Annotated in this window: 16 protein-coding genes and 1 pseudogene; 5 read left to right on the top strand and 12 right to left on the bottom strand. The window is 66.6% G+C overall.

Translation table 11 applies throughout. The features are described from left to right. Positions 1-43 precede the first annotated feature (43 nt). The 4 genes from IB234_RS22705 to IB234_RS22690 all read right to left on the bottom strand — a co-directional run bounded on the left by IB234_RS22705 (position 44) and on the right by IB234_RS22690 (position 5,200). Positions 44-1,051, bottom strand: a complete 1,008-nt coding sequence (locus tag IB234_RS22705; protein WP_192322114.1) for a D-cysteine desulfhydrase — start codon at positions 1,049-1,051, stop codon at positions 44-46. A gap of 88 nt (positions 1,052-1,139) precedes the next feature. After that, entirely contained in the window at positions 1,140-3,500 is a 2,361-nt protein-coding gene (locus IB234_RS22700) for a DNA polymerase II (protein ID WP_192322113.1), read from the bottom strand. Between the two features lie 75 nt (positions 3,501-3,575). Beyond that, positions 3,576-4,118: a methylated-DNA--[protein]-cysteine S-methyltransferase gene (locus IB234_RS22695; RefSeq protein WP_225580758.1), complete on the bottom strand. Its 543-nt coding sequence runs from the start codon at positions 4,116-4,118 to the stop codon at positions 3,576-3,578. Between the two features lie 248 nt (positions 4,119-4,366). After that, positions 4,367-5,200, bottom strand: a complete 834-nt coding sequence (locus tag IB234_RS22690; protein ID WP_192322112.1) for an AraC family transcriptional regulator — start codon at positions 5,198-5,200, stop codon at positions 4,367-4,369. A gap of 165 nt (positions 5,201-5,365) precedes the next feature. Here IB234_RS22690 and IB234_RS24515 point away from each other — a divergent pair. The 3 genes and pseudogenes from IB234_RS24515 to IB234_RS22680 all read left to right on the top strand — a co-directional run. After that, a pseudogene (locus tag IB234_RS24515) lies at positions 5,366-6,439 on the top strand (methyl-accepting chemotaxis protein); the annotation flags it as partial. Next, complete coding sequence (locus IB234_RS24510; protein ID WP_412547947.1) at positions 6,422-7,294, top strand: methyl-accepting chemotaxis protein; 873 nt, start codon at positions 6,422-6,424, stop codon at positions 7,292-7,294. The pseudogene IB234_RS24515 and the gene IB234_RS24510, both read left to right, overlap by 18 nt. A gap of 75 nt (positions 7,295-7,369) precedes the next feature. Further along, positions 7,370-9,115 (top strand): S8/S53 family peptidase, encoded by a 1,746-nt coding sequence (locus tag IB234_RS22680; protein WP_192322110.1) that lies wholly within the window; start codon positions 7,370-7,372, stop codon positions 9,113-9,115. A 107-nt stretch (positions 9,116-9,222) separates the two neighbouring features. Here IB234_RS22680 and IB234_RS22675 read toward each other — a convergent pair whose 3' ends face one another. From IB234_RS22675 to IB234_RS22640, 8 genes are all read right to left on the bottom strand, one after another. Beyond that, entirely contained in the window at positions 9,223-9,405 is a 183-nt protein-coding gene (locus IB234_RS22675; protein WP_192322109.1) for a hypothetical protein, read from the bottom strand. Between the two features lie 100 nt (positions 9,406-9,505). Further along, complete coding sequence (locus tag IB234_RS22670) at positions 9,506-9,922, bottom strand: group II truncated hemoglobin (RefSeq protein ID WP_192322108.1); 417 nt, start codon at positions 9,920-9,922, stop codon at positions 9,506-9,508. A gap of 65 nt (positions 9,923-9,987) precedes the next feature. Next, on the bottom strand, positions 9,988-11,943 hold the full coding sequence (locus tag IB234_RS22665) for a PhoX family protein (protein WP_192322107.1): 1,956 nt from the start codon (positions 11,941-11,943) through the stop codon (positions 9,988-9,990). Between the two features lie 14 nt (positions 11,944-11,957). Beyond that, positions 11,958-12,755 carry an energy transducer TonB gene (locus IB234_RS22660; protein ID WP_318652061.1) on the bottom strand — a complete coding sequence of 266 codons (798 nt, stop codon included), beginning with the start codon at positions 12,753-12,755 and terminating at the stop codon, positions 11,958-11,960. Beyond that, complete coding sequence (tolR, locus tag IB234_RS22655) at positions 12,752-13,195, bottom strand: protein TolR (protein ID WP_192322106.1); 444 nt, start codon at positions 13,193-13,195, stop codon at positions 12,752-12,754. Before tolR ends, IB234_RS22660 begins: the two co-directional genes overlap by 4 nt. A gap of 11 nt (positions 13,196-13,206) precedes the next feature. Beyond that, on the bottom strand, positions 13,207-13,914 hold the full coding sequence (gene tolQ / locus IB234_RS22650; protein ID WP_192322105.1) for a protein TolQ: 708 nt from the start codon (positions 13,912-13,914) through the stop codon (positions 13,207-13,209). Positions 13,915-14,038: 124 nt separating this feature from the next. Further along, positions 14,039-15,955, bottom strand: coding sequence for a phytase (locus IB234_RS22645; RefSeq protein WP_192322104.1), 1,917 nt, complete (start codon positions 15,953-15,955; stop codon positions 14,039-14,041). 124 nt (positions 15,956-16,079) lie between these two features. Next, the gene (locus tag IB234_RS22640; protein WP_192322103.1) at positions 16,080-18,605 is read right to left on the bottom strand and encodes a TonB-dependent receptor; all 2,526 of its coding nucleotides are present in this window, start codon (positions 18,603-18,605) and stop codon (positions 16,080-16,082) included. A 338-nt stretch (positions 18,606-18,943) separates the two neighbouring features. Here IB234_RS22640 and IB234_RS22635 point away from each other — a divergent pair, with 338 nt between their 5' ends. Both IB234_RS22635 and IB234_RS22630 read left to right on the top strand, forming a co-directional pair. Continuing rightward, complete coding sequence (locus tag IB234_RS22635; RefSeq protein WP_192322102.1) at positions 18,944-19,855, top strand: GGDEF domain-containing protein; 912 nt, start codon at positions 18,944-18,946, stop codon at positions 19,853-19,855. 10 nt (positions 19,856-19,865) lie between these two features. Beyond that, complete coding sequence (locus tag IB234_RS22630) at positions 19,866-20,900, top strand: AraC family transcriptional regulator (RefSeq protein WP_192322101.1); 1,035 nt, start codon at positions 19,866-19,868, stop codon at positions 20,898-20,900. Positions 20,901-20,918: the final 18 nt, after the last annotated feature.

Below are 20,918 nucleotides of genomic sequence, written 5' to 3'. Positions count from 1 at the left end.
GATAAAATAATTAAAAATTACATTCTTATTCATTAATTAAAAATTAATCATTCAACTGCTCCGCTGGATGATAGGCGAACAGGGCTGGAGCACCGCCGGTGTGGAGGAATAGCAACGGCTCTCTGCCGGGGAATTGCCCCGACGCAATACCGTCCAGAAGGCCAGCGAAGGCCTTGCCCGTATAGACCGGGTCCAGCAGCAGGCCTTCATACCCTGCCAGCAGGCGTATCGCCTCCAGCGTGCCGGCGTTTGGTTCGCCGTAGCGAGGAGCGAAATAGCGATCCCAGAGTTCGATGCGCAGAGTGGCCGGTACGTTCATTCCCAGCAACTGGGCAGTACGCTGCAGCAGTCCATCCACCTTCGGTCGCTGGGTCTCGTCCGGACGTGACACGGTAACTCCCACCAGCCGTGTGCCCGGCCGTGCATGCTCCAGCGCCAGGGCAATACCACTGTGGGTACCCGCACTACCGGAGGCCAGCACCACCGCCGCGAACTGCTGGCCGCTCGACTCCATCTGTTCGGCCAGCTCAAGGCCGGCACGTACATAACCAAGTGCACCGAGCGCATTGGAGCCACCAATCGGAACCAGGTATGGCGAGTGCCCAGCGGCACGCAAGCGATCACACGCGGCGGCCAGCTGCTCGTCGGCATCGTCGAGATTGGGCACCAGTTCGACTTCGGCACCAAACAGATCCAGCAACAAGCGATTGCCGTTACTCAGATAATTGCCATCACGGGTGCCGATGGGGTTTTCCAGCAGCGCCAGGCATCGGAGACCGAGCCGAGCGGCCACGGCGGCAGTCTGGCGTACGTGATTCGATTGGATGGCACCTGCCGTGACCAGCACATCGGCCCCCTGGACCAATGCGTCGGCGGCCAGGAACTCCAGCTTGCGCAACTTGTTGCCGCCGAACGCCATGGGCGTGAGATCGTCGCGCTTGACCCAGATGTTTCGCCCCAGGTGCTGCGACAGACGCGGCAGGTGCTCCAGAGGCGTGGAGGTCGGAATCAGTTCGAAGCGTGGGAAGCGGGCAAGCGCTTGGCGAAGCATGACTGATACCTCTGAAGGAAAGCCGTCACTTTAGTCAGCCACTCCGGACATCGGCAAATGCCCGGCGGCCTCCTCTCCCGGCCACGATTCAGAATAGCTCGAGCTGCCGATCCACCAGGCTGGCAAAGTCGTCGCCCACGAACGGCAGGATGGCGTCGGCAATCGGCTGCAGCTGGCGTGTCAGGTAGTGCTCGTAGTCGATGGCGGCGGCGCGGGTCTCCAGGGGCTCGGGGCCGGCCACGGTGATCAGGTAGCTGATCGAGCCACCGCGCTGGTACTGGCGCGGGCGCCCCAGGCGGTCGTTGTGCTCGTCGGCCAGGCGCGCGGCGCGCACATGCGGCGGCACGTTGCGCTCGTAGTCGCCGAGCTTGCGACGCAGGCGCTTGCGGTAGATCAGTAGCTCGTCCAGCTCGCCGGCCAGGGTGCGTCGCACGTAGTCGCGCACGTACTCCTGATGCGGGCGGCGCTCGAATATCAGCCGGTACAGCTCCTGCTGGAAGCGCTGGGCCAATGGCGACCAGTCGGTACGCACCGTCTCCAGCCCCTTGAACACCATTTCCTCGTGGCCCTCGGTACGCCGCACCAGGCCGGCGTAGCGCTTCTTGCTGCCCTCCTCGGCGCCGCGCACGGTGGGCATCAGGAAGCGCCGGTAGTGGCTCTCGTACTGCAGCTCCAGCGCGCTTTCCAGGCCTATCTCGTCGCGCAGGTGCTCACGCCACCACTGGTTGACCCGCGCCACCAGCGCGCGGCCGATGCGCGCGGCAGCCTCCTCGTCGTGCTCGTGGCCGAGCCAGACGAAGGTGGAGTCGGTGTCGCCGTAGATCACCTGGTAGCCCTCGGCTTCGATCAGCTCGCGGGTACGCTTCATGATGGCGTGGCCGCGCAGGGTGATGGACGACGCCAGGCGCGTGTCGAAGAAGCGGCAGCCGCTGGAGCCGAGCACACCATAGAAGGCGTTCATGATGATCTTCAGCGCCTGCGACAGCGGCGCGTTGCCCTCGCGCTTGGCCGCCTCGCGGCCCTGCCAGACGCGTTCGACGATGGCCGGCAGGCAGTGCTGGGTGCGCGAGAAGCGCGCGCCACGAAAGCCCTCCACCGAGTGCTCGTCGTCCGGCTCGCGCAGGCCCTCGATCAGGCCCACCGGGTCGATCAGGAAGGTGCGGATGATCGACGGGTACAGGCTCTTGTAGTCCAGCACCAGCACCGACTCATAGAGGCCTGGGCGCGAGTCCATGACGAAGCCGCCGGGGCTGGCCTGGGGCATCTTCTCGCCCAGATTGGGCGCGACGAAGCCCATGCGGTGCATCGCCGGCAGGTACAGGTGGGTGAAAGCCGCCACCGAGCCGCCGCTGCGGTCGGCCGGCAGGCCGGTGGTGGCGGCGCGTTCGAGGAGGAAGTCGATCAGCCGGGTGTGGGCGAAGATGCGCGTGACCAGCTCGCAGTCCTTGAGGTTGTAGCGGGCCAGGGCCGGCTGGTCCTCGGCGAACATACGGTTGATCTCGTCCATGCGCTGGTACGGCGTGTCGATCGCCTTGCCCTCGCCGAGCAGGGTCTGCGCCACGTTCTCCAGGCTGAACGAGGGAAAGCTCCAGGTGGCCGAGCGCAGCGCCTCGATGCCGTCGATGATCAGGCGGCCGGGCGCCGCGGCGAAGAAGTGGTTGTGGCTGGCATGCTCGCGCCATTCCATGACCTCGCCGCCACGGCCGAACAGCAGCGGCACCTGCAGTTCGGCGGAGTGGCGCTGCAGTACGCGCAGGTCGAACTGCACCAGGTTCCAACCGATGATCGCATCCGGATCGTGCTCGGCCAGCCAGTCGTTGAGGCAATGCAGCAGCTCGGCACGGCTGGCACAGTAGGCCAGCTCGAAATCCACCTCGGGGGCGACTTCCGGCCGCTCGCCGAGCATATAGACCTGGCGCTGGCCGCAGCCCTCGATGGCGATGGAGTAGAGCTCGCCACGCTCGCTGGTCTCGATATCCAGCGAGGCCAGGCGCATCTTCGGACGATAGCTTTCATCCGGCTTCAGCCGCGCGTCGAGCAACGTACCGTCCTCGCCCGGCGTGCCACCGAAACTGACCGGTGCGGTGATGAAGCGCTCCATCAGGAAGCGTTCGGGCGGGCGGATATCGGCCTCGTACACGTCGACACCGGCCTTGCGCAGCTGCTTGTCGAGCTTGATCAGTTGGCGATGGGAGTTGCAGTACAGGCCGAGCATCGGCCGATGGCGGAAATCGCGCAGGCCCAGCGGGCGCAGCTCCACCTCGCGCTCGCCACGCAGCTGCGCTTCGGCGCGCTCGCGCTGCACGGCGGGGATGAAAGCCACCGAGGGCTGGTGCGCCAGGCGCACCCGTCGTGGGCCGGCGTCGGTGGCCAGCCAGAATTCGACCTCGGTACCGGCCGGCGTGTCGCGCCAGTGCCGGGTCAGGACGAAGCCCTGCTGTAGATCCACGCCCTTGCCTCGGGAAAGCTCTATACGGATCGGCATTCTACCGGGCGGAGTCGGCCCGGCACCACGCAGACAGACCTACAGCAGCGACTGCTGGCTCGCCGCGGTGAGCACGCCTTCCAGCTCCAGCAGCGCCTGTTTGCGGTGCAGGCCGCCGGCATAGCCGGTGAGGCTGCCGTTGGCGCCGATGATGCGATGGCAGGGCACGATGATGGCGATGGGATTGACCGCGTTGGCCCGGCCCACAGCGCGCGCCGAGGTGTTTCGGTCCAGCCTCAGGGCCAGTGCGCCGTAGGTCATGGTGGTGCCATAGGGCACCTGGCGCAGGTGCTTCCAGGCCTCGTGCAGGAAGGCATTGCCCAGCGGCGCCAGGGCCAGGTCGAACTCGCGGCGCCGGCCGGCGAAGTACTCGTCCAGTTGGCGCGCCACCGGTGCCACCAGCGCCGCTTCGCGCTGCAATTGGTAGCCACGCCAGATCAGCGGTTCGTGTACCTCGTCATCGAGGAACTCCAGACGCTGCAGGGCGCCCTCGGCGTCCACCAGGGCAATCATCACGCCGAGCGGGGTATCGATCAGGTCGCCTCGCACTGGCGTCGGGCCGATGACTTTCTGCTTGTCCATGCATCTTGTCTCTACGAATGAGTCGCCGACTATCGTCCCCTGCGGCGGTGCGATCAAGTCGTGCCAATCGGCCAGTACGACCTTTACAACTCGTACTTGCCTCTGAGCCGCTGCACCGCCTGCTGCTCACGCGAAAAGCATCGAAGCGCTGGATCAGCTGCGGGTGGCGGCAGCAGAATCGGGTCCGGACGACTCAGATATTTGAGGTGGAAGCACGCCACCTGCGGGGGCCATACTGGCGGCGTCGATCAGTCGCGCAGCGGCACCCAGATATCCACATGCCCCGTACCGGCCATGGGATCGAAGTCGGCGCTGTAGCGCTCGAACTCCGGCGCGTCCGCTGCCTGCATGCTGGAAGCCGGCAACCAGCGCTGGAAGATCGCGGCGAAGGTCTCGTGGATGCTGGAGATATGCCCCGTGTGGCGGAACACCGCGTAGCGCCGAGCGGGCAGCCTCTGGTGAGTGAACCCTGGCGGCAGCTCGTCGACACGACTGACCTGCACCCCGGCGATGTACTCGAAGCTACCGTCTTCGTCCGGGTTGCAGCACAGGCCAAACGTCTCCCAGCCCAATTGGCCTGGCACCTTGCCGATATAGGGCACGAAGCCTTGCCAGAGCGAGCTGATGCCCTGGGACTTGTCGATGGTGAAGCGCCCGCCGAGCCCGGCGATCAGCAGTTCCTCGCCGTGTTCGAAACGCGGTTCGGCGAGTGGGTACGTGGTGGTGGGTTGCATGCGCATGGCCTCCCTCAGTTCGATGCCATCCAGTTGGCCGCTCGCCCGCAAGGCTTCCGGCGTGATGCCGAACTGCTCGCGGAACGCGCGGGTGAACGCCTCGTGGGAGCCATAGCCCGCCTCCAGTGCCAGGCCGAGAATATCCCGGGCGCCCTCGGCCAGCTGCCGCGCCGACCGGCTCAGGCGCCGCGCCTTGGCGTAGCGCATCACCGGCCAGCCGGTAGCAACCACGAAGGCTCGCGCCATGCCGAAACGGGACAGCCCGCAGGCATCGGCAATGTCCTGCAGATCCAGGCTGCCTTCGAGATCGGTCTCGATCAGCCAGAGGGCCTTGCCGATGGGGTCCATGTTCGCTCCTCACGTTGCCGAGGCAGTCTGTCGCACCCGTACAAATTGCACTTGATCATTCTTGCAGCGTACCGTTAGTAGATCGTGCAAAATGCAACAGCCGCAACACACCCGGTAACTAGTAGTCGCCGGGGCGCAACTCCACTCGCTCAGGAAGATACTTTCATGACTCGCTGGCTAGCCAACCTCAACGTCAGCCGCAAGCTGACTCTCGGCTTCGGCCTGGTGCTGATGCTGACCGCCCTCATCACCCTGACCAGCTGGGTGGGCATGAACGGCATCCTCGAACGAGGCGAGAAGATCGGCGACAGCGCTCGGCTGAATACCCTGACCAAGGAGCTGCGCATCGCGCGCCTGCGCTACCAGGCCAACCGCGACCAGGAGACCCACGACTCGGTGCTGTCCGCCTTGCAGAATCTGGAGCAACTGCAGCAACGGATGAGCCAGCAGATGAGTGATCCGGTAGACTTGGACCTGATCAAACGCCAGGTCGAACTGATCAAGGGCTACCGCGGGTACTTCGACCGTTTGGTGACCAGCATCGGCACACGCGAAGCTGCACGCAAGAATCTGACAGAAGGTGCGGAGCGTGTCGGCCAGGGTATTGCACGGCTGATGGAAGGACTGGCGCAGCCCAGCCTGGACCCGCTGGAGAACCAGCAGCGCCTGGTAGCCCTGCACCAGATCAGCGGTGTCGCCCTGCAGATCGAGCAGTCCCGCCTGCTCGTGCTGTCGTATGTCGCCAGCGAGAATCCAGCCCAGGCCAGCATCGCCGAGAACGCCATCGACTCGACCATCCAGGCGGTTGCGGCGCTGCAGCAATCGGTAGCGGAGGCGGAGCGCTCCGAGCTGCAAACCTCCCAACAGGAGCTGCAGAGCTACCGCGAGACCCTGAGCCTCTTCGGACGTGATCTGAACGATAGCCTGACCCTGCGCAAGCAGATGATCCAGGTAGGCGATGACATCGAAGTGCTCAGCGAGAAGCTCGGGCTCAGCCAGAGCAGTAAACGCGACAGCGAAACCGCCAGCGCGCGCATGCTGCTCCTGGGCGCCGCAGCCCTCGCACTGCTGATCGGCAGCGGTGCTGCCCTGCTGATCACTCGCCTGATCGTGCGTCCCCTGCAGAGCACTCTCAACGCGGCCGAGCGAATCGCCGCCGGCGACCTCAGCCAGGACATCCGCGTCAGTCGCGAAGACGAGCTGGGCAAATTGCAACACGCCATGCAAAACATGACAGTCAGTCTGCGCGAGCTGATCGGCCACATTCGCGATAGCGTTACCCAGATTGCCAGCGCCGCCGAGGAGCTGTCGGCGGTCACCGAGCAGACCAGCGCAGGGGTCAACAGCCAGAAGGTCGAGACCGACCAGGTAGCCACCGCGATGAACGAGATGGCGGCCACCGTTCAGGAAGTGGCTCGCAATGCGGAAGAGGCCTCACACGCTGCTACCGAGGCGGATCGCCAGGCCCGAGAAGGCGAGAGCGCGGTCGGCAACGCGGTAGAACAGATGGACCGCCTGTCCAACGAGGTCGAACGATCCAACAGTGCCGTCAACCACCTGAAGCACGAGAGCGAGAAAATCGGCAGCGTGCTGGACGTCATCAAGGCGGTGGCGGACCAGACCAATCTGCTGGCACTCAACGCGGCCATCGAAGCGGCTCGCGCAGGCGAGGCAGGTCGCGGCTTTGCCGTGGTGGCAGACGAGGTGCGCGGGCTGGCCCAGCGCACGCAGAAGTCCACCGAAGAGATCCAGGCGCTGATCGGCAGCCTGCAGCATGGCAGCCAGCAGGCGGCCGATCTGATGGAGAACAGCAGGATATTGACCGAAAGCACGGTGGATCTCACTCGCCGCGCCGGTGAGCGGCTGACCCTGATTGCCGAAGCGGTGTCGGCCATCCAGTCGATGAACCACCAGATAGCCGCGGCGGCCGAGCAACAGAGCGCCGTGGCCGAAGAGGTCAATCGCAGCGTCATCAACGTGCGCGACGTGTCCGAGCAGACAGCCGCTGCCAGCGAAGAAACAGCGGCCTCCAGCATAGAGCTGGCCCGTCTGGGCAACGAGCTGCAGATGCTGGTCAGTCGCTTCCGTACCTGAGCCACGCATACAGGCGGAACGCGGCAGGGACGAAGCCGGTCCCAATCCGGAACGCTTCGCTCCGGAGGTAAGACCGTGTTTGCCCGCGCCGCCCTGCTCGTCCTGCTCTCTATCCCCTCGATTGTTCATGCGCAGGGCTCCCTGCGCATCGTCCAGTTGCAGCGCTGTGGCGATCTACTGAGGGAGGATGCCAATCGATACTGCGCGCGGGCTAGCGGCCTGGCCGAGGGGCAATTGCAGGTTCGCCTGGGTGAAGCCACGCTCACGGCCGAGCGGGTCAAGCGCGACGACCAGTCCCTGGTTCTGGACCTGCCGAACGGTCCCAGTGCCCCCCTGTGGCTGGAGCAGGGCGAACGGCACAGCAATCCCGTGTGGCTGTCGCGCGGACGCAGCCAGGTATTGGCCGCCGGACCTGATGAAGTAGCGAAGAACATGGACGGACTGACCACCTACCTGGACCTGATCAGCCTGCTGATCGAGGAAAAACACGACGGGCGCCAGGAGGCAGAACGCCTGGCCGAGCGCTATGGCGCCCAGGTGGTCGGCGCCATTCCACCACTGAACATCTACCAGTTGCGACTGCCGGCCAAGGACCTGATCCAGCGCGATGCGCTGATCCTGCGCCTGGGCAGCGAGGCCAGCGTGGACGCGGTGATCATCGAGGAATCCGCTCCGGAAAAAGGCGAGGAAAGCGAGCCCACCACGGTGCCGGAGCAACCGAGCAATGACGAGTGGGCGGCCAACCGTTTCGCCGATGCGGTGAACTACTACCAACGACGCATCCCCGCCAAGCAGGCGCCGATCGAGACCAAGCCCGTGCGCATCGGTGTTATCGAGCGCAACGTCGACTTCGACGCGCCGGACTTTGCTGACCATCTTGGCGGCTGCGCGCCGGACAAGCGCACCTGCCTCTACGCACGTGACTCGGACAAACCGGACAACCACGGCAGCAGCGTGGCCGGCATCCTCGCCGCCCACCCGCAACGCGGTGGCAACAGCGGCTTCCTGCAGGCGCTGGACGGCGCCGGACCTGGCTTCGAGGTCATCGTCGAGCGCAACTCCGACGCCGGTATTACCGCCAACATCGCTGCCTCGGTCAATCTGGTCGAGGATGGCGTGCGGGTACTCAACTGGAGCTGGGGCATCCACCGGGTCGGAGCGAAGAACGTCGAAGGCGACGAGGTCGACTCGCTGATTCGCTCCGGTCTGGCCATGAGCGGCTATGAGGAGCTGCTGGAGGAGTTCTTCCTGTGGCTGCGCCGCGAGCACCCGGACGTGGTAGTGATCAACTCGGCCGGCAACGGTGCGGCCTTCTCCGGCACCGACGAATACCGCCTGCCCTCCTCCTTCATCACCGACCAGCTGCTGGTGGTCGGCGGCCACCAGCGCAGCCAGAAGAAGGACGTGGCGGTGGACGATCCGGCCTATGTGATCAAGCGCAGCTCGTCGAATATCGACATGCGCGTGGACATTACCGCCTCGGCCTGTACTCGCGCCTCCACTCTGCGCGACGGCGAACGCGGCGAAGTGCATTGCGGTACTTCCTATGCCACGCCGATGGTGGCCGGCGTGGTCGCGGCGATGCTGTCGATCAACCCCGAGCTGCAGCCGGACCAGCTGCGCATGCTGCTGCGACGCAGCGCCATGACCATTGGCGGCGATTACGACTTCGAGCCGATGGACGCGGAAGATCTGACCGCACCGATTCTGCCTTCCGAGCGCAACTACCAGCTGGACGACAAGGACGTCGGCCGCTCCGCCCGCCTGGACATGCAAAAGGCTCTGGACCTGGCGGTGCAGAGCCGCGGACGGGTGCGTTGAGCGTATAAAAAAAGGCCCGCCGAGGCGGGCGCTAGAGGGGGAATAAACGGGCAGCCGAGGCTGCCTAAAGCGCCGTGATCGGCGCAGGAGCCATTCTGTGTCAGGGATCAGTGCAGGTGCAGCTGGCGTTGGAATCGCTGCTTGGCATCGTAGGCCTGGTCGAGCGATACGAACGGGCCGGAGCGCCGCACACCGTCGACCATCAAATACCAGCAGGCCAGATAGCCGCCGATACGCAGTGGTTCCGGGACGGCGCTACCAATCATGGATGCTATGTCGATGCGGGCCATCTGCTGATCTCCTCTGAACGTGTGACCACTCTAGGGAAGTGGCCACTCGGGCGGAAATCGCTGTTCTCGATAGTGGCTATGCGAAATGCCAATAGCCGTCTCAGCCACCGTGTCGTGCGGTGCTGGCCTCGACGATGCGCTGGGCGGGAGCGTGCAGCTGGGCCATCAGATACTCGGTGAAGTCAGGCGTGTAGTCCTGGCAGGCCACTGCACGGACCATACAGGCCAGCCACACCTCGGCCTGTTCCGGGCCGATCGGCCACTGGGCGTGGAAGGTAGGGATCGAGATGGAGCCGTACTTCTCGCTGAACAGTTTGGGGCCGCCGAGCCAGCCACTGAGGAAGCAGGTCAGCTTGTCGCGCGACAGTTCCAGGCTCGCCGGGTGCATGGCACGCACCTCGGCCGCCATCGGTAACTCATCCATGAAACGGTAGAAGTCATCCACCAGGCGGCGCAGCCCTTCCAGCCCACCCGCCGCCCGATAGGACGCATCACCGATACCATACTGCTCGCTCATACCCAGCTCCTTGCTTGAAAGGCCGGCATTCTAGCCCCGACGCAAAGGCCCGGCGTTGAGCTGGATCAGGCGCCGATCACACCTCCGTCGAGACGCGTGATCAACACGGTGGTCGAGCGCGGCCGGGTCTTGCCGTCGCTGGCCGGGAAGCTGATGGCCGGGTGCTGGATATTGGCCCACATGGCCTTGCCGTCCGGGCTCCAGGCTAGGCCGGTGATTTCGCAGCCGCGCGGGCCGACCAGGAAGCGGCGGACCTCGCGGGTGCTGGGGTCGGCGCAGAGCAGTTGGTTGCAGCCCATGCCGGCCATCACCGGTTCGATGTCGTCGTAGTCGGTCTGGATCCACAGGCGCCCTGCCGCGTCGAAGGCCAGCCCGTCCGGTGAGGAGAACAGGTCGCCGTTGATGGTGCCGGTGAGGTTGGCCGGTACCGGCTTGCCGTCCTTGTCCTTGCTGCCGTGGGCTTCGCCGGCGAGGAGGAACAGTTCCCAGGTGAAGGCGGTGGCGGTCGGGTTGGCGCCCTTTTCGTTGAAGCGCAGGATCTGCCCGTGCAGGTTGTGCGGGCGTGGGTTGGCCTTGTCAGTGGGTTGCTTGTCGCCACGCCCGTCGTTGTTGGTCAGGGTCACGTAGACCTCGCCGGTGGCGGGATGCACGGCGGCCCACTCGGGGCGGTCCATTGGTGTGGCACCGGCGCGGTCGGCGGCGGCGCGGGCGTTGAGCAGTACCTCGGCCTGGTTGGCGAAGCCGTTCTCGGCGGTCAGGCCGTTCCGCCCGTGCACCAGGGCCAGCCACTGGCCGCTGCCGTCGGCATCGAACCGCGCGGCGTACAGGGTGCCTTCGTCCAGCAGGTCGCGATTGGCCTTGGGGTTGGCGGCGTCGAAGCGGCCGGCCGGGACGAACTTGTAGACGTACTCGCCCTTGGCATCATCGCCGGAGTAGAAGGCCATGCGCCCGTCCTTGCCCAGGCTCAGCGCCGCGCATTCGCGGCTGAAGCGGCCGAAGGCGGTGCGCTTGATCGGCTGGGCCTTGGGGTCGAAGGGGTCGATCTCGACCACCCAGCCGAAGCGGTGTGGCTCGTTGACGTGACCGCCGTGGGGCTGGTCGGCGTAGGGCGTGGCGTCGAAGCGAGCGTCGGCAGTCTCCCACGCGTAGTTCTTGCTGGTGCCCTCCTTCGCCAGGCCGTAGCGCTTGTGCGACACGCGCGTCTCGAAGTCGGCCTTGTCGCGGTTGATGAAGTAGTTGGGCCAGTTCTCCTCGCAGGTGAGGAAGGTGCCCCAGGGCGTGACGCCGGTGGCGCAGTTGTTGAGGGTACCGAGCACGGTGAGGCCGCTCGGGTCACTGGCGGTCTTCATCTGCTCGTGGCCGGCCAGCGGGCCGGCGATGCGCATGGGCGTGAGCATGCTGATGCGGCGGTTGTAGGCGGAATCCATCACGCGCTGCCACTGGCCATCGGCACCCTGCTTCACCTCGATCACCGAGACGCCGTGGGCGGCCTGCTCCTTGCGCACCTCGGCCAGCGGACGCGGCTTGGACTGGTCGATCTTGCCGGACGGGTGCAGCGGCGGGTTGATGTACTCGTGGTTCATCACCAGCAGGCCGCGGTCGGTCTCGCCGGGGAAGGCGAAGAAGTCCATGCCGTCGTGGTTGTCGCCGGCCTGCTTGAGCTGGGCCTGCCAGTCGTCGCTAGCGTCCGGGTTCCAGACCGGTGCGCCGGCTTCCACCGGGTCGCCCCAGGAGAAGAACGGCACGGCGCGGTAACCCTCGGCCACCAGCACGCTGTCGAACTGCGGGTCGAGCTGCACCGGCACGCCCTTGAAGCTCAGCAGCGGGCTGGCTGAAGCCTTGGAGCAGGCGGCCAGGCCACCGCCGAAGAAGCCCAGCGCGGCAAGGGTCAGGCCACCCTTGAGTACGTTGCGCCGGCCACCGTCGACCAGCGCGTCCAGCGGCGGGTTGGCGCTGGGGTTGATGGCGATATCGTCGTGCGCTTCCAGGCGCTGGTGGAACTGCTGGTGTTCAGGGTTCATCAGGGCTTCTCTGGTTATTCGATGCGGTAGTGGAAGGTGTTCTTCACGCCGTCCACCGCTACCGCGCGGCCATCGACCACGCGCGGCTGGTAGCGGAAGGTGCGGGCGGCGGCCAGGGACGGACGGACGAACAGCGGGTGGCAGTCGCCGAGGGTTTGCGGGTCTTCGACGCGGCCTTGCGGGCTGACCCGGTAGGTCACCGTGCAGTCGCCTTCGATGCCCTTGTCCAGGGCACGCTCCGGATAGTCCGGCGCCTCCTTGGCGATGGGCAGGTACTGGCGGCTGGCGGCCGCAGCGGCCTCGGCCTGGCGGGCGCGGTCGGCGGCTTCGGCGTCGGCGCGGGCCTGGGCTTCGGCCTGGCGCTGCTGCGCCTGCTGGCGGGCCAGTTCATCGGCCTCGCGACGTTCACGCTCTATGCGTTGGCGCTCGACCTGCTCGCGTTCCTGGCGCTCGCGCTGTTCCTCGACGCGTTTGCGCGCCAGGGCGGCCTGTTCTAGCTTCTGCTGCTCAATGCGTGGATCAGGCTTGGGCGCCTCCACCGGCTTGGCCGGTTCGGGTTCGGGGAGCGCGGTCGTCGGCAGAACCGCCTCGGGCTGTGGCGGTGCCGGCGGGGCCAGGGTCACCAGGCGCGTGGTCAGGGTACGTACCTGCGGCGCTGGCGGCGTGTCGGCCTGCCAGTGAGTCAGCAACAGGCCGAGCACCAGGGCGTGCAGCCCCACCGCCACGCCGGCGGCGAGGAAGCTGCGCAGCCAGCGGCTGGAGGGAGCGGCGAGCGCCAGCGGCGCGGTGGCCTGCATGACCAGCGCGCTCACTGCGGCGCCTCGGTGATCAGGCCGAGGTTGCTCACCCCGCCCTGCTGCAGCGCGGCCATGCCGGCCACCACCGTGGCGTAGTCGGCGTGACCGTCGGCGCGGATGTACACCTGGGTGTCGCCGCGCGCGGCGATCAGCGCGCCGACCTTGCTGGTCATCTCCTCCAGGTTCACCGCGCTGTCGGTCCTGTGCTGGGTATCCAGCTCGCTGCCGAGGTTCCAGTAGTAGCCGCCATCGGCCTGTACCGAGAGGGTCAGCACCTGTTGCTGGCTATCGGTCGGCAGCGCCTCGGCGGCGACCTTGGGCAGCTCGATCTTCACGCCCTGGGTGAGCATGGGCGCGGTGACCATGAAGATCACCAGCAGCACCAGCATCACGTCGATATAGGGCACCACGTTCATCTCGGCCTTGGGGCCGTGTTTGTTCTGCGGCTTGCGCATCTCGCCTCTCCTCAGGCCGCCTGGGCCACGCCGGTTGCAGCCGGCAGGCGCCGTTGCAGGCGGCCCTGCAGCTCGTTGCCGAAGGCGTACAGACGGGTGCTCAGCGCGGCGACGCGAGCGGCGAAGCGGTTGTAGGCGATCACCGCCGGAATGGCGGCGAACAGGCCGATGGCGGTGGCGATCAGCGCCTCGGCGATGCCCGGCGCGACGGTGGACAGCGTCGCCTGCTGCACCTGGGACAGGCCGATGAAGGAATTCATGATCCCCCACACGGTGCCGAACAGGCCGATGTAGGGGCTGACCGAGCCGATGGTGGCGAGCAGCGGCAGGCCCTTCTCCAGGCGTTCCTCCTGCTCGGAGATGGCCACCAGCAGGCTGCGTTCGACGCCGTCGATCAGCGTTTCGCGCTCCACACCGGGGTCGCGGCGCAGCTGCGCATATTCGCCGTAGCCGGCGCGGAACAGCTGCTCCAGCGCGGCGTCCGCATCGCTGCGTTCGGCGCCTTCACGGTACAGGGTGGCGAGGTCGCCGGTCTCGCGGAAGCGGCGTAGGAAGTCCCGCGCCAGGCGCTCGCTGCGGCCCAGCAGCAGGCTGCGCTGGACGATCAAATACCAGCTGGCCAGGGAGGCGGCGAGCAGGGTCAGCATGACCAGCTTGACCAGCAGGCTGGCGTCGCTGACCAGGCTCCAGACAGTCATCTGTTCGAGGGTGGCGTGCATGGTGTGGCTCCTTTACATGGCGGGCTGAGTCGTGCGCTGCACATCCCTCACCCCGGCCCTCTCCCAGGGGGAGAGGGTGAATGGTGCTATTCGATTACTTCGCGGTTACCGGCTGATGACAGCGCTACTCCAGGCCGAGGGCGCGGGCGACCTCGCTCCAGGGCACGAACTTGAAGTTCTGCGTGGCCTCGGGCATGCGCTTACGGCCGTCCTGCACCACCAACATGCCCTGGCTCCAGGGCCCGCCGAGGTTGGCCGAGGTGACTTCCAGGCCGTCGGTCTCGGAGGCGCCGTCGATACCCAGGGCGCCGTTGGCGCCGACGCGGAAGGCGCCGAGCAGAGCGAATGGCGGTTCGGCGTCGAGCACCAGGTAGCTGTCGTTGCCCTGGCTGGACACCACCAGGTAGTCGCGCGCCTCGGACTGGTACAGGCCCAGGCCCTCGACATCGGCGTGCAGCGCGCCGCCGACCTTCATCACCTCATGCAGCTCGGTGGGGCCATCGGCGCGGGCGTCCACCGCCCAGATGCCGGTGTCTTCCTCGCCAAGGAACAGGCGCTGGCGCTGGTCGTCGGCCACGCAGCCTTCGGGCTGGCTCGGCACGGCGAAGCGCCGCACCAGCTCGCCGCTGACCTCGCCGCCGCTGTCGCTCAGGCGGTACTGCAGGAAGCTGCCGTCCTTGCCGTTGGCGAAGGCGTACAGCTCGCCGCTGGCCGGCTGGAACAAGCAGATGCCGTAGATTTCCTTGAGCGGCGTGCGCACCTCGCCGGCCACGCGTAGCTCGCCGCTGGCGCGGTCGATGGCGAACACTGCGATGCTGTTGCGGTCACGATCGCTGGCCACGGCCAGGTCGACGCGCTCGCCGCCGAGGCTGAAGTTGGGGCGCAGGTCGACGTTGTTCAGGCGCCCTACCGGCAGGTCCTGCAGCAGCTTGCCGTCCAGGTCGTAGACCAGCAGGCCCTGCTTCTTGTTGGTACCGAGCACGCGTGAGCGCGTCGGGTTGGCCGGGTCAACCCAAATCGCCGGATCGTCGGCGGCGTCGCCGTGGCGGCCGACCGGCTCGCTCTGGCGCAGCGCCGTGACGTTGACCAGCGCTTCGGGCACCGCCACCGGTTGCGGCTTCCAGGCCAGCTCGCCCTCGTAGAAGCGCCCACTGCCGTCGTCCTGCAGCAGCAGTTCGAGACCTGCGGCACCTTCACGCACGGCCAGGCGCTCTGGCTCTTCCATGCCCTCCAGAGCCACGCTGCCGGCCGCCTGCCAGGCTTCGCCCTGGCGCTGGTACAGATGCAGGCGACGGGCGCCGACATCCAGCGCCAGCACGCCGCCCGGCACCGTGGCCATGGCGCCGACGCCCTGCTCCAGGCCGCCGAACGGCTTGACCATGTCCACCGCCACGCGGCTGGCCTCGGCCTCCGGGTGCGCCGGGTAGGCCCACAGGCCGACGTTCTCTTCGTTCACCAATAACTGGTTGGCGGCATCGTCGACCTGGCAGAACTCGGCCTGTGGTGGCAGCGGTAAACCGCGCACGCGCAGGGCCTCGGCGTTCAGCCCGCTACCGGCGCCGACCAGCCATTGCTCGCCACGGCCTTCTTCGCCAACCAGGAACAGGTAGAGGTTGGCCGCCTCGTCGCGGTACAGGCACAGGCCGGTCACCGCATAGTCGCGCGCCGGCAGGGCCAAGGTGCGACCCCACTGGCGCGCGGCCGGGTCGAGCAGCGCCAGTGTCGGGCGCTGGTTGGCGGCGTCCAGGCTGGCGACCAGCAGTTGCTCGCCAAGGCTGCGGCTATCCAGCCCGCTGAAGTTGCCGGGCAGGCGCGCCAATTCGACGCCCTGAGCATCGAGCAGCAGCAGGCCGCGCTTCTCGCTGGCGGCCAGACGCTGTTCGCCGGCGAAGCGCAGGTCCTCGGCTTTGATCTGGCTGGAAGCGCCCCAGGGGCTGAGGGCCAGACTTGGCGTGGCGGCGGAAGCCGCCGATGGCAGCTGGTCGCAACCGGCCACGAGCAGGCCGGCGAACAACAGGGAAAGGTGGAACAACGGATTCATTGCGTGGGTATTCCTTGTCGAAAGCCCGGCGAGCCATGCGTGCACGGGCTGGAAACAGTTAGCTGGTGCGCGGAGCCAAGCTCCCTCACCCCGGCCCTCTCCCAGAGGGAGAGGGAGGCACGAGTCAGAAGTGGGTGAAGGTCAGGCCGAGCTTGTACGTCGGGCCGTATTCCTCGTACTGGGCGTTGTAGGCGTGGCGGCCGGTGTAGACGTAGTAGCTCTCGTCGGTGATGTTCTGCGCCTCGAACTTGAGCTGCAGTTCCTTGGTCAGGAAGTAGCCGGCGCTGAAGTCGACGAATACCTGGTCGTCCACGTGCAGGTCGTGGGCCTCGTCGTTGATGCCGGCCACTTCGTAGAGGTAGTCGGACTTGTAGTTGGCCGACAGGCGCAGGCTGAGCTTGTCGTTTTCCCAGCCGAGCATCAGGTTGCCGACGGTGTCGGACTGGAACGGCAGGTCGATGTCGCGCTCGCGGTAGCTGCCGCTGTCGGCATCGAAGCCGCTGATGCTGGCGTCGGAGCGGCTGAAGGTGGCGTTGGCGCCCAACAGCAGGCCGTTCCACGGTGCCGGCAGCCAGTCGAACTTCTGCGAGTAAGCCAGTTCCAGACCCCACAGCTCGGCGTTGTCGCCGTTGGCGAAGGTGTTGGCCTCGGCAAAGTCGGCCCAGTCGCCGGTGCCGGCGAGGTCGGCGTTGTACACGAAGTTCTCGATGTCCTTGTAGAACACGAAGGCGGACACCACGCCGGCGCGGCCCAGGTAGTGCTCGATGCCGAGGTCGAAGTTGCGCGACTCCAGCGGGTCCAGGCTCGGGTTGCCGAAGCTGGCCTCGTCGCCGTCGATGACGAAGCCCGGCGCCATCTGGCCGAAGGTCGGGCGCACCACGCTGTGTGTGATGGCCGCACGCACCTGGGTGTCCTTGTCCAGCTGGTAACGGCCATGCAGACCCGGCAGCCAGTGGTGGTAGTCGTTCTTCGCCTCGATGCTCTCGTAGTCGCCATCACGGATGCCGGTGCCCTTGGCCTCGAATTCGGTGCCCTCGTAGCGCACACCGGCGATGATGCGCAGGTCATCGATATCGAGGGTGTGCATCAGGTAGGCGGCATCGATGTCTTCGCTCATGTCGAAGTCGTTGACCCGCGACTCTTCCTCGTTGAAGAACTCCGCGCGGTCCAGGCCGCCGATCAGATCCTCGATGCGCCCAGCCGAAAGGCCGGAGCCGAAGCGTCCGAGGCTATAGTCGACGCGGCCCTTGGTGAACTGGTCCATGCTCAGTTGCTCGTCGCTGAAGCCGAAGTCGCCGAGGTCCTCGTAAGTCCAGATGTCGGTGTCGTTGCTCTTCTCGCGACGGCTGAGCTTGCCGCCGAACTTGACCTGGGCCGCGTGGCCGGCCAACTCGTAGTCGCGGGCAGCGTCGAGCTTGATGTTCTTCTCGGTGTCCTCGGTGTTCTCCTCGGCCCACTCCACCTCGCTCAGGCTGAAATTGGCCGGGTCGTAGAAGTCGTCGCCGATCTGCAGGCGTGGCTTCTTGCTGCCGCTGAAGCCGACATCGGCGAAGTCGTCGTTGCCCTCGAACAACGCTCCTCCGATGTGCCCCGGCGTATCTTCGCTCGACTGGCTGTAGCCGACCTGCCCATTGAGCGTCCACTGGCCAATCAGGTGCTCGGCGCCGAACACGTAGGACTGGATATCCTGGGTTTCCTCGCGGTCCTTCAGCTCGCGCCAGCCCTCGGCATCGCCGCGCTCGCCGCCCAACTGGGCGTCAGCGAACTCGACGCCGGCGGCGTGACGGGTCTCGGTGTCCTTGTAACGGCTGTAGAGGGTGCGCAGGTAGTAGCTGGAGAAGTCATCCGGGCGGTAGTCGAAGTTCAGGCCCAAACCGCTGCGTTCACGGCGGATGTCGTAGTCGCGCTGTTCGAATTGCTGCAACCGGGCGCCGTCCTCGAAGTCCCAGTCGCCGCCGGTCTCGACGTTGTCCGAGCCGAAGTCGCGCTGCTGCCAGCTGAGCGCGGCGGCCACGCCGAAGTTGTCGACACCGTCGCCGAGGCTGAAGCGGTCACTGATGGCGCCAGAGAATTTCGGGCTGGTCTGCTCGGTGTTGTCGTCGTAGCTGGCCTCGGTGCTGCCGGTGTAGAACAGGCCCTTGTGGTCGAAGGCCGACAGGCTCTCCACCTCGATGGTGCCGCCGAGGGAGTTGGCGTCCATGTCCGGGGTCAGGGTCTTGACCACCGACAGCGACTGCACCAGCTCGGACGGCAGCACGTCGAGGGCCACCGCGCGGCGATCCGCCTCCGGCGAAGGGATCAGCGTGCCGTTGACGCTGACGCTGTTGAGGTCAGGCCCCAGGCCACGCACGCTAACGAAGCGGCCCTCGCCCTGGTCGCGCTCCACCGCTACGCCCGGCAGGCGCTGGGTGGCTTCGGCGACGTTCTGGTCGGGCAGTTGGGCCACGCCATCGGCATGCACGGTGCTCTTCACGCTGTCGGAACGGCGCTGCTCCTTGAGTGCCTGGTCGATGCTGGCGGCCTGGCCGATTACCTCGACGTGCTCGGTAGCGTTCTCTTCGGCCGCCCACAGCGGTGTGGCAGCGATGGCCAGCGCCAGGATGCTGACGGAAAAGCCCGCACGGCGGGCGTTGAGTTGGCGTTTGTGCATGCTGATCTCCCCAGATAAGCGTTCCGGCCGGACCAGTGCCCGGCGACTTGGAGCGCAAGCTAGGAGCGAGGGATGACGGTTCTGTGACAGGCCTAGGCAACCCTGCCGTTTTGCTCGGCGTTCACCCTCGCTGACGGGGTGCAATGAGCCGATTTGACCCGACCCGGCGAGCCGTAATGACCCGCCGAGTCGCCACAGGCCGCCACCGCTCGCAGTGTTGCGCTGCCGCCGCGAAAAAGTCGTCACCCGCCCTGAGCCGATTCGACCTCCCCCGCTGCAACCATTCGGTCATATGGCTCTGCTCTGCTGACGCACGAACGACTGATCTGGAGCCCGTCATGCCCACCCTGCTCGGCCTGCACCGCCTGAAACTCGCCGCCCTGCTGCTGGCGGCCAATGCCGCCCTGCTCCTGCACCTGGGTGCCGGCGACCTCAAGGCGACCAGCGAATGGGTGTGGCTGGATATCCTCGGCGAGGGCGGCTCGGCTCTGCTCTGCCTGGTCTGGCTCGGCCTGGTGCTGAACAGCCGTCCGGCCGGGCGGGTCACCAACCTGCTGGCGCTGGGCCTGGGCCTGGTATTTTTCTCTTGGTGGGTGGACTGCCTGGACGAATTCATCGCCATCCCCGATGCGATCACCTGGGACCACTGGCTGGAGTCGGCGCCCATGCCGGTCGGCCTGTTGCTGCTGACGTTCGGCCTGTACCACTGGCACCACGAGCAACGCGCCATCAGCGAACAGATGGAGAAGCGCGAGCGGCTGTTCCGCGAGCACCGCATGTTCGACAAGCTCACTCCGCTGGGCGATGCCGACTATCTGCGCCTGCAGCTGGAACACAGTCTGGTCGAGGCGCGCGCCACCCAGCAGGCGCTGTCGCTGGTGATCCTCGACCTGGACGACTTCGCCACGGTCAACCACACCTACGGCCACGCCGAGGGCGACCGAGTCCTGCAGGCGCTGACCCAGCTACTGCTGCTCAACCTGCGCCGCCAGGACCTGCTCTGCCGCCTGGCCGGTGACCGCTTCGTGGTGCTGCTGCCCAATACCGGTGACAGCCAAGCACGGCAACTGGCCGGCGAGCTGCAGGCGGCGGTGAAGCACTTCGCCCACAAGAGCGGGCAACACGGCGAGCGTCTGCAACTGCGCGCCAGCGTGGCCACGGTGATGGCCCTGCAGGACGACGCGCAGAGCCTGCTGCAACGCCTCAACGTGGCGCTGGCGCGAGCCAAGCAACCGCCGCTGGCCGCCTGAGCCCATCGCCATGACCCTCCACACCGACTGGTACGAATGCGATAGCCGCTTCATTCCCGGCCACTGGCAGCCGGCAGTACTGCTCGACCTGGCCCTGTCGCGCGGTATCGACAGCCATCGCCTGCTGCGCGGCAGCGGCCTGTTCCACGAAGACATCCTGGCCGGCCATGCACGCCTCAGCCCGCAGCAGTTCCTCTGCCTGATCGATAACGCCAGCCGCCTGCTGGACGCCGACGACAGCAGCTTCCTGTTTGGCCAGCGCCTGCTGCCCGGCCACTACGGCCCGGCCAGCCACACCCTGCAGCACGCCGCCGACCTGCGCCAGGCGCTGGACATGTTCGGCGAACAACGCGCCCTGCTCAGCCCGTTGCTCAGCCCGCGCGTGCTGCTCGACGAGCACTATCTCTATCTATACTGGCTGGACAGCTGTGGTGCCGGCGCCCAGCGCCGCTTCCTGCTGGAAGCCTCATGCACCGCGCTGGTGGCCATGAGCCGCTGGCTGGCCGGCCAGGCACTGCCCTGGGAGTGCAGCTTCAGCCACGCCCAGCCGCGCTACGTGGAACAGTACTGGGTGCACCTCGGCGAAACGGTGCGCTTCGGTGCGCCCATGGACCTGATGCGCCTGCCCCGCGAATACCTGCACAAGCCCTGGCCGGGCGCCGCCCTCACCGCCGGCCAGGTCGCCCAGCAACAGGCCCTGCAGCAGCTCGAGCAACTGGGCTTTCGCGCCGGCCTGCTCGACCGCCTCTATGGCTACCTGCTGACGCACATCCGCGAGCCGCTGCAGCTGGAGAGCGTGGCCCAGGCCCTGGGCATGAGCGCATCGACCTTCAAGCGCAAGTTGCAAAAGCACGGCACCCACTTCCAGGAACAGCTGGACCAGGCGCGCAAGCATGTCGCCCTCTACCTCTACCAGGTCCGCGGCTACAGCAACGAGGAAGTGGCCGGCTACCTGCAGTTCAACGACACCACCAATTTCCGCCGCTCGTTCAAACGCTGGACCGGCCTGGTACCCAGCGAAGTCCGGCAGATGTTCGGGGTGTAGGCGGCGAAGGACGACAAT

The sequence above is a fragment of the Pseudomonas sp. PDM16 genome (assembly GCF_014851865.1).
GTDB lineage: Bacteria > Pseudomonadota > Gammaproteobacteria > Pseudomonadales > Pseudomonadaceae > Aquipseudomonas.
Note: the sequence above shows the minus strand (reverse complement) of the source record. Positions and strands in the feature narration are given on the sequence as shown.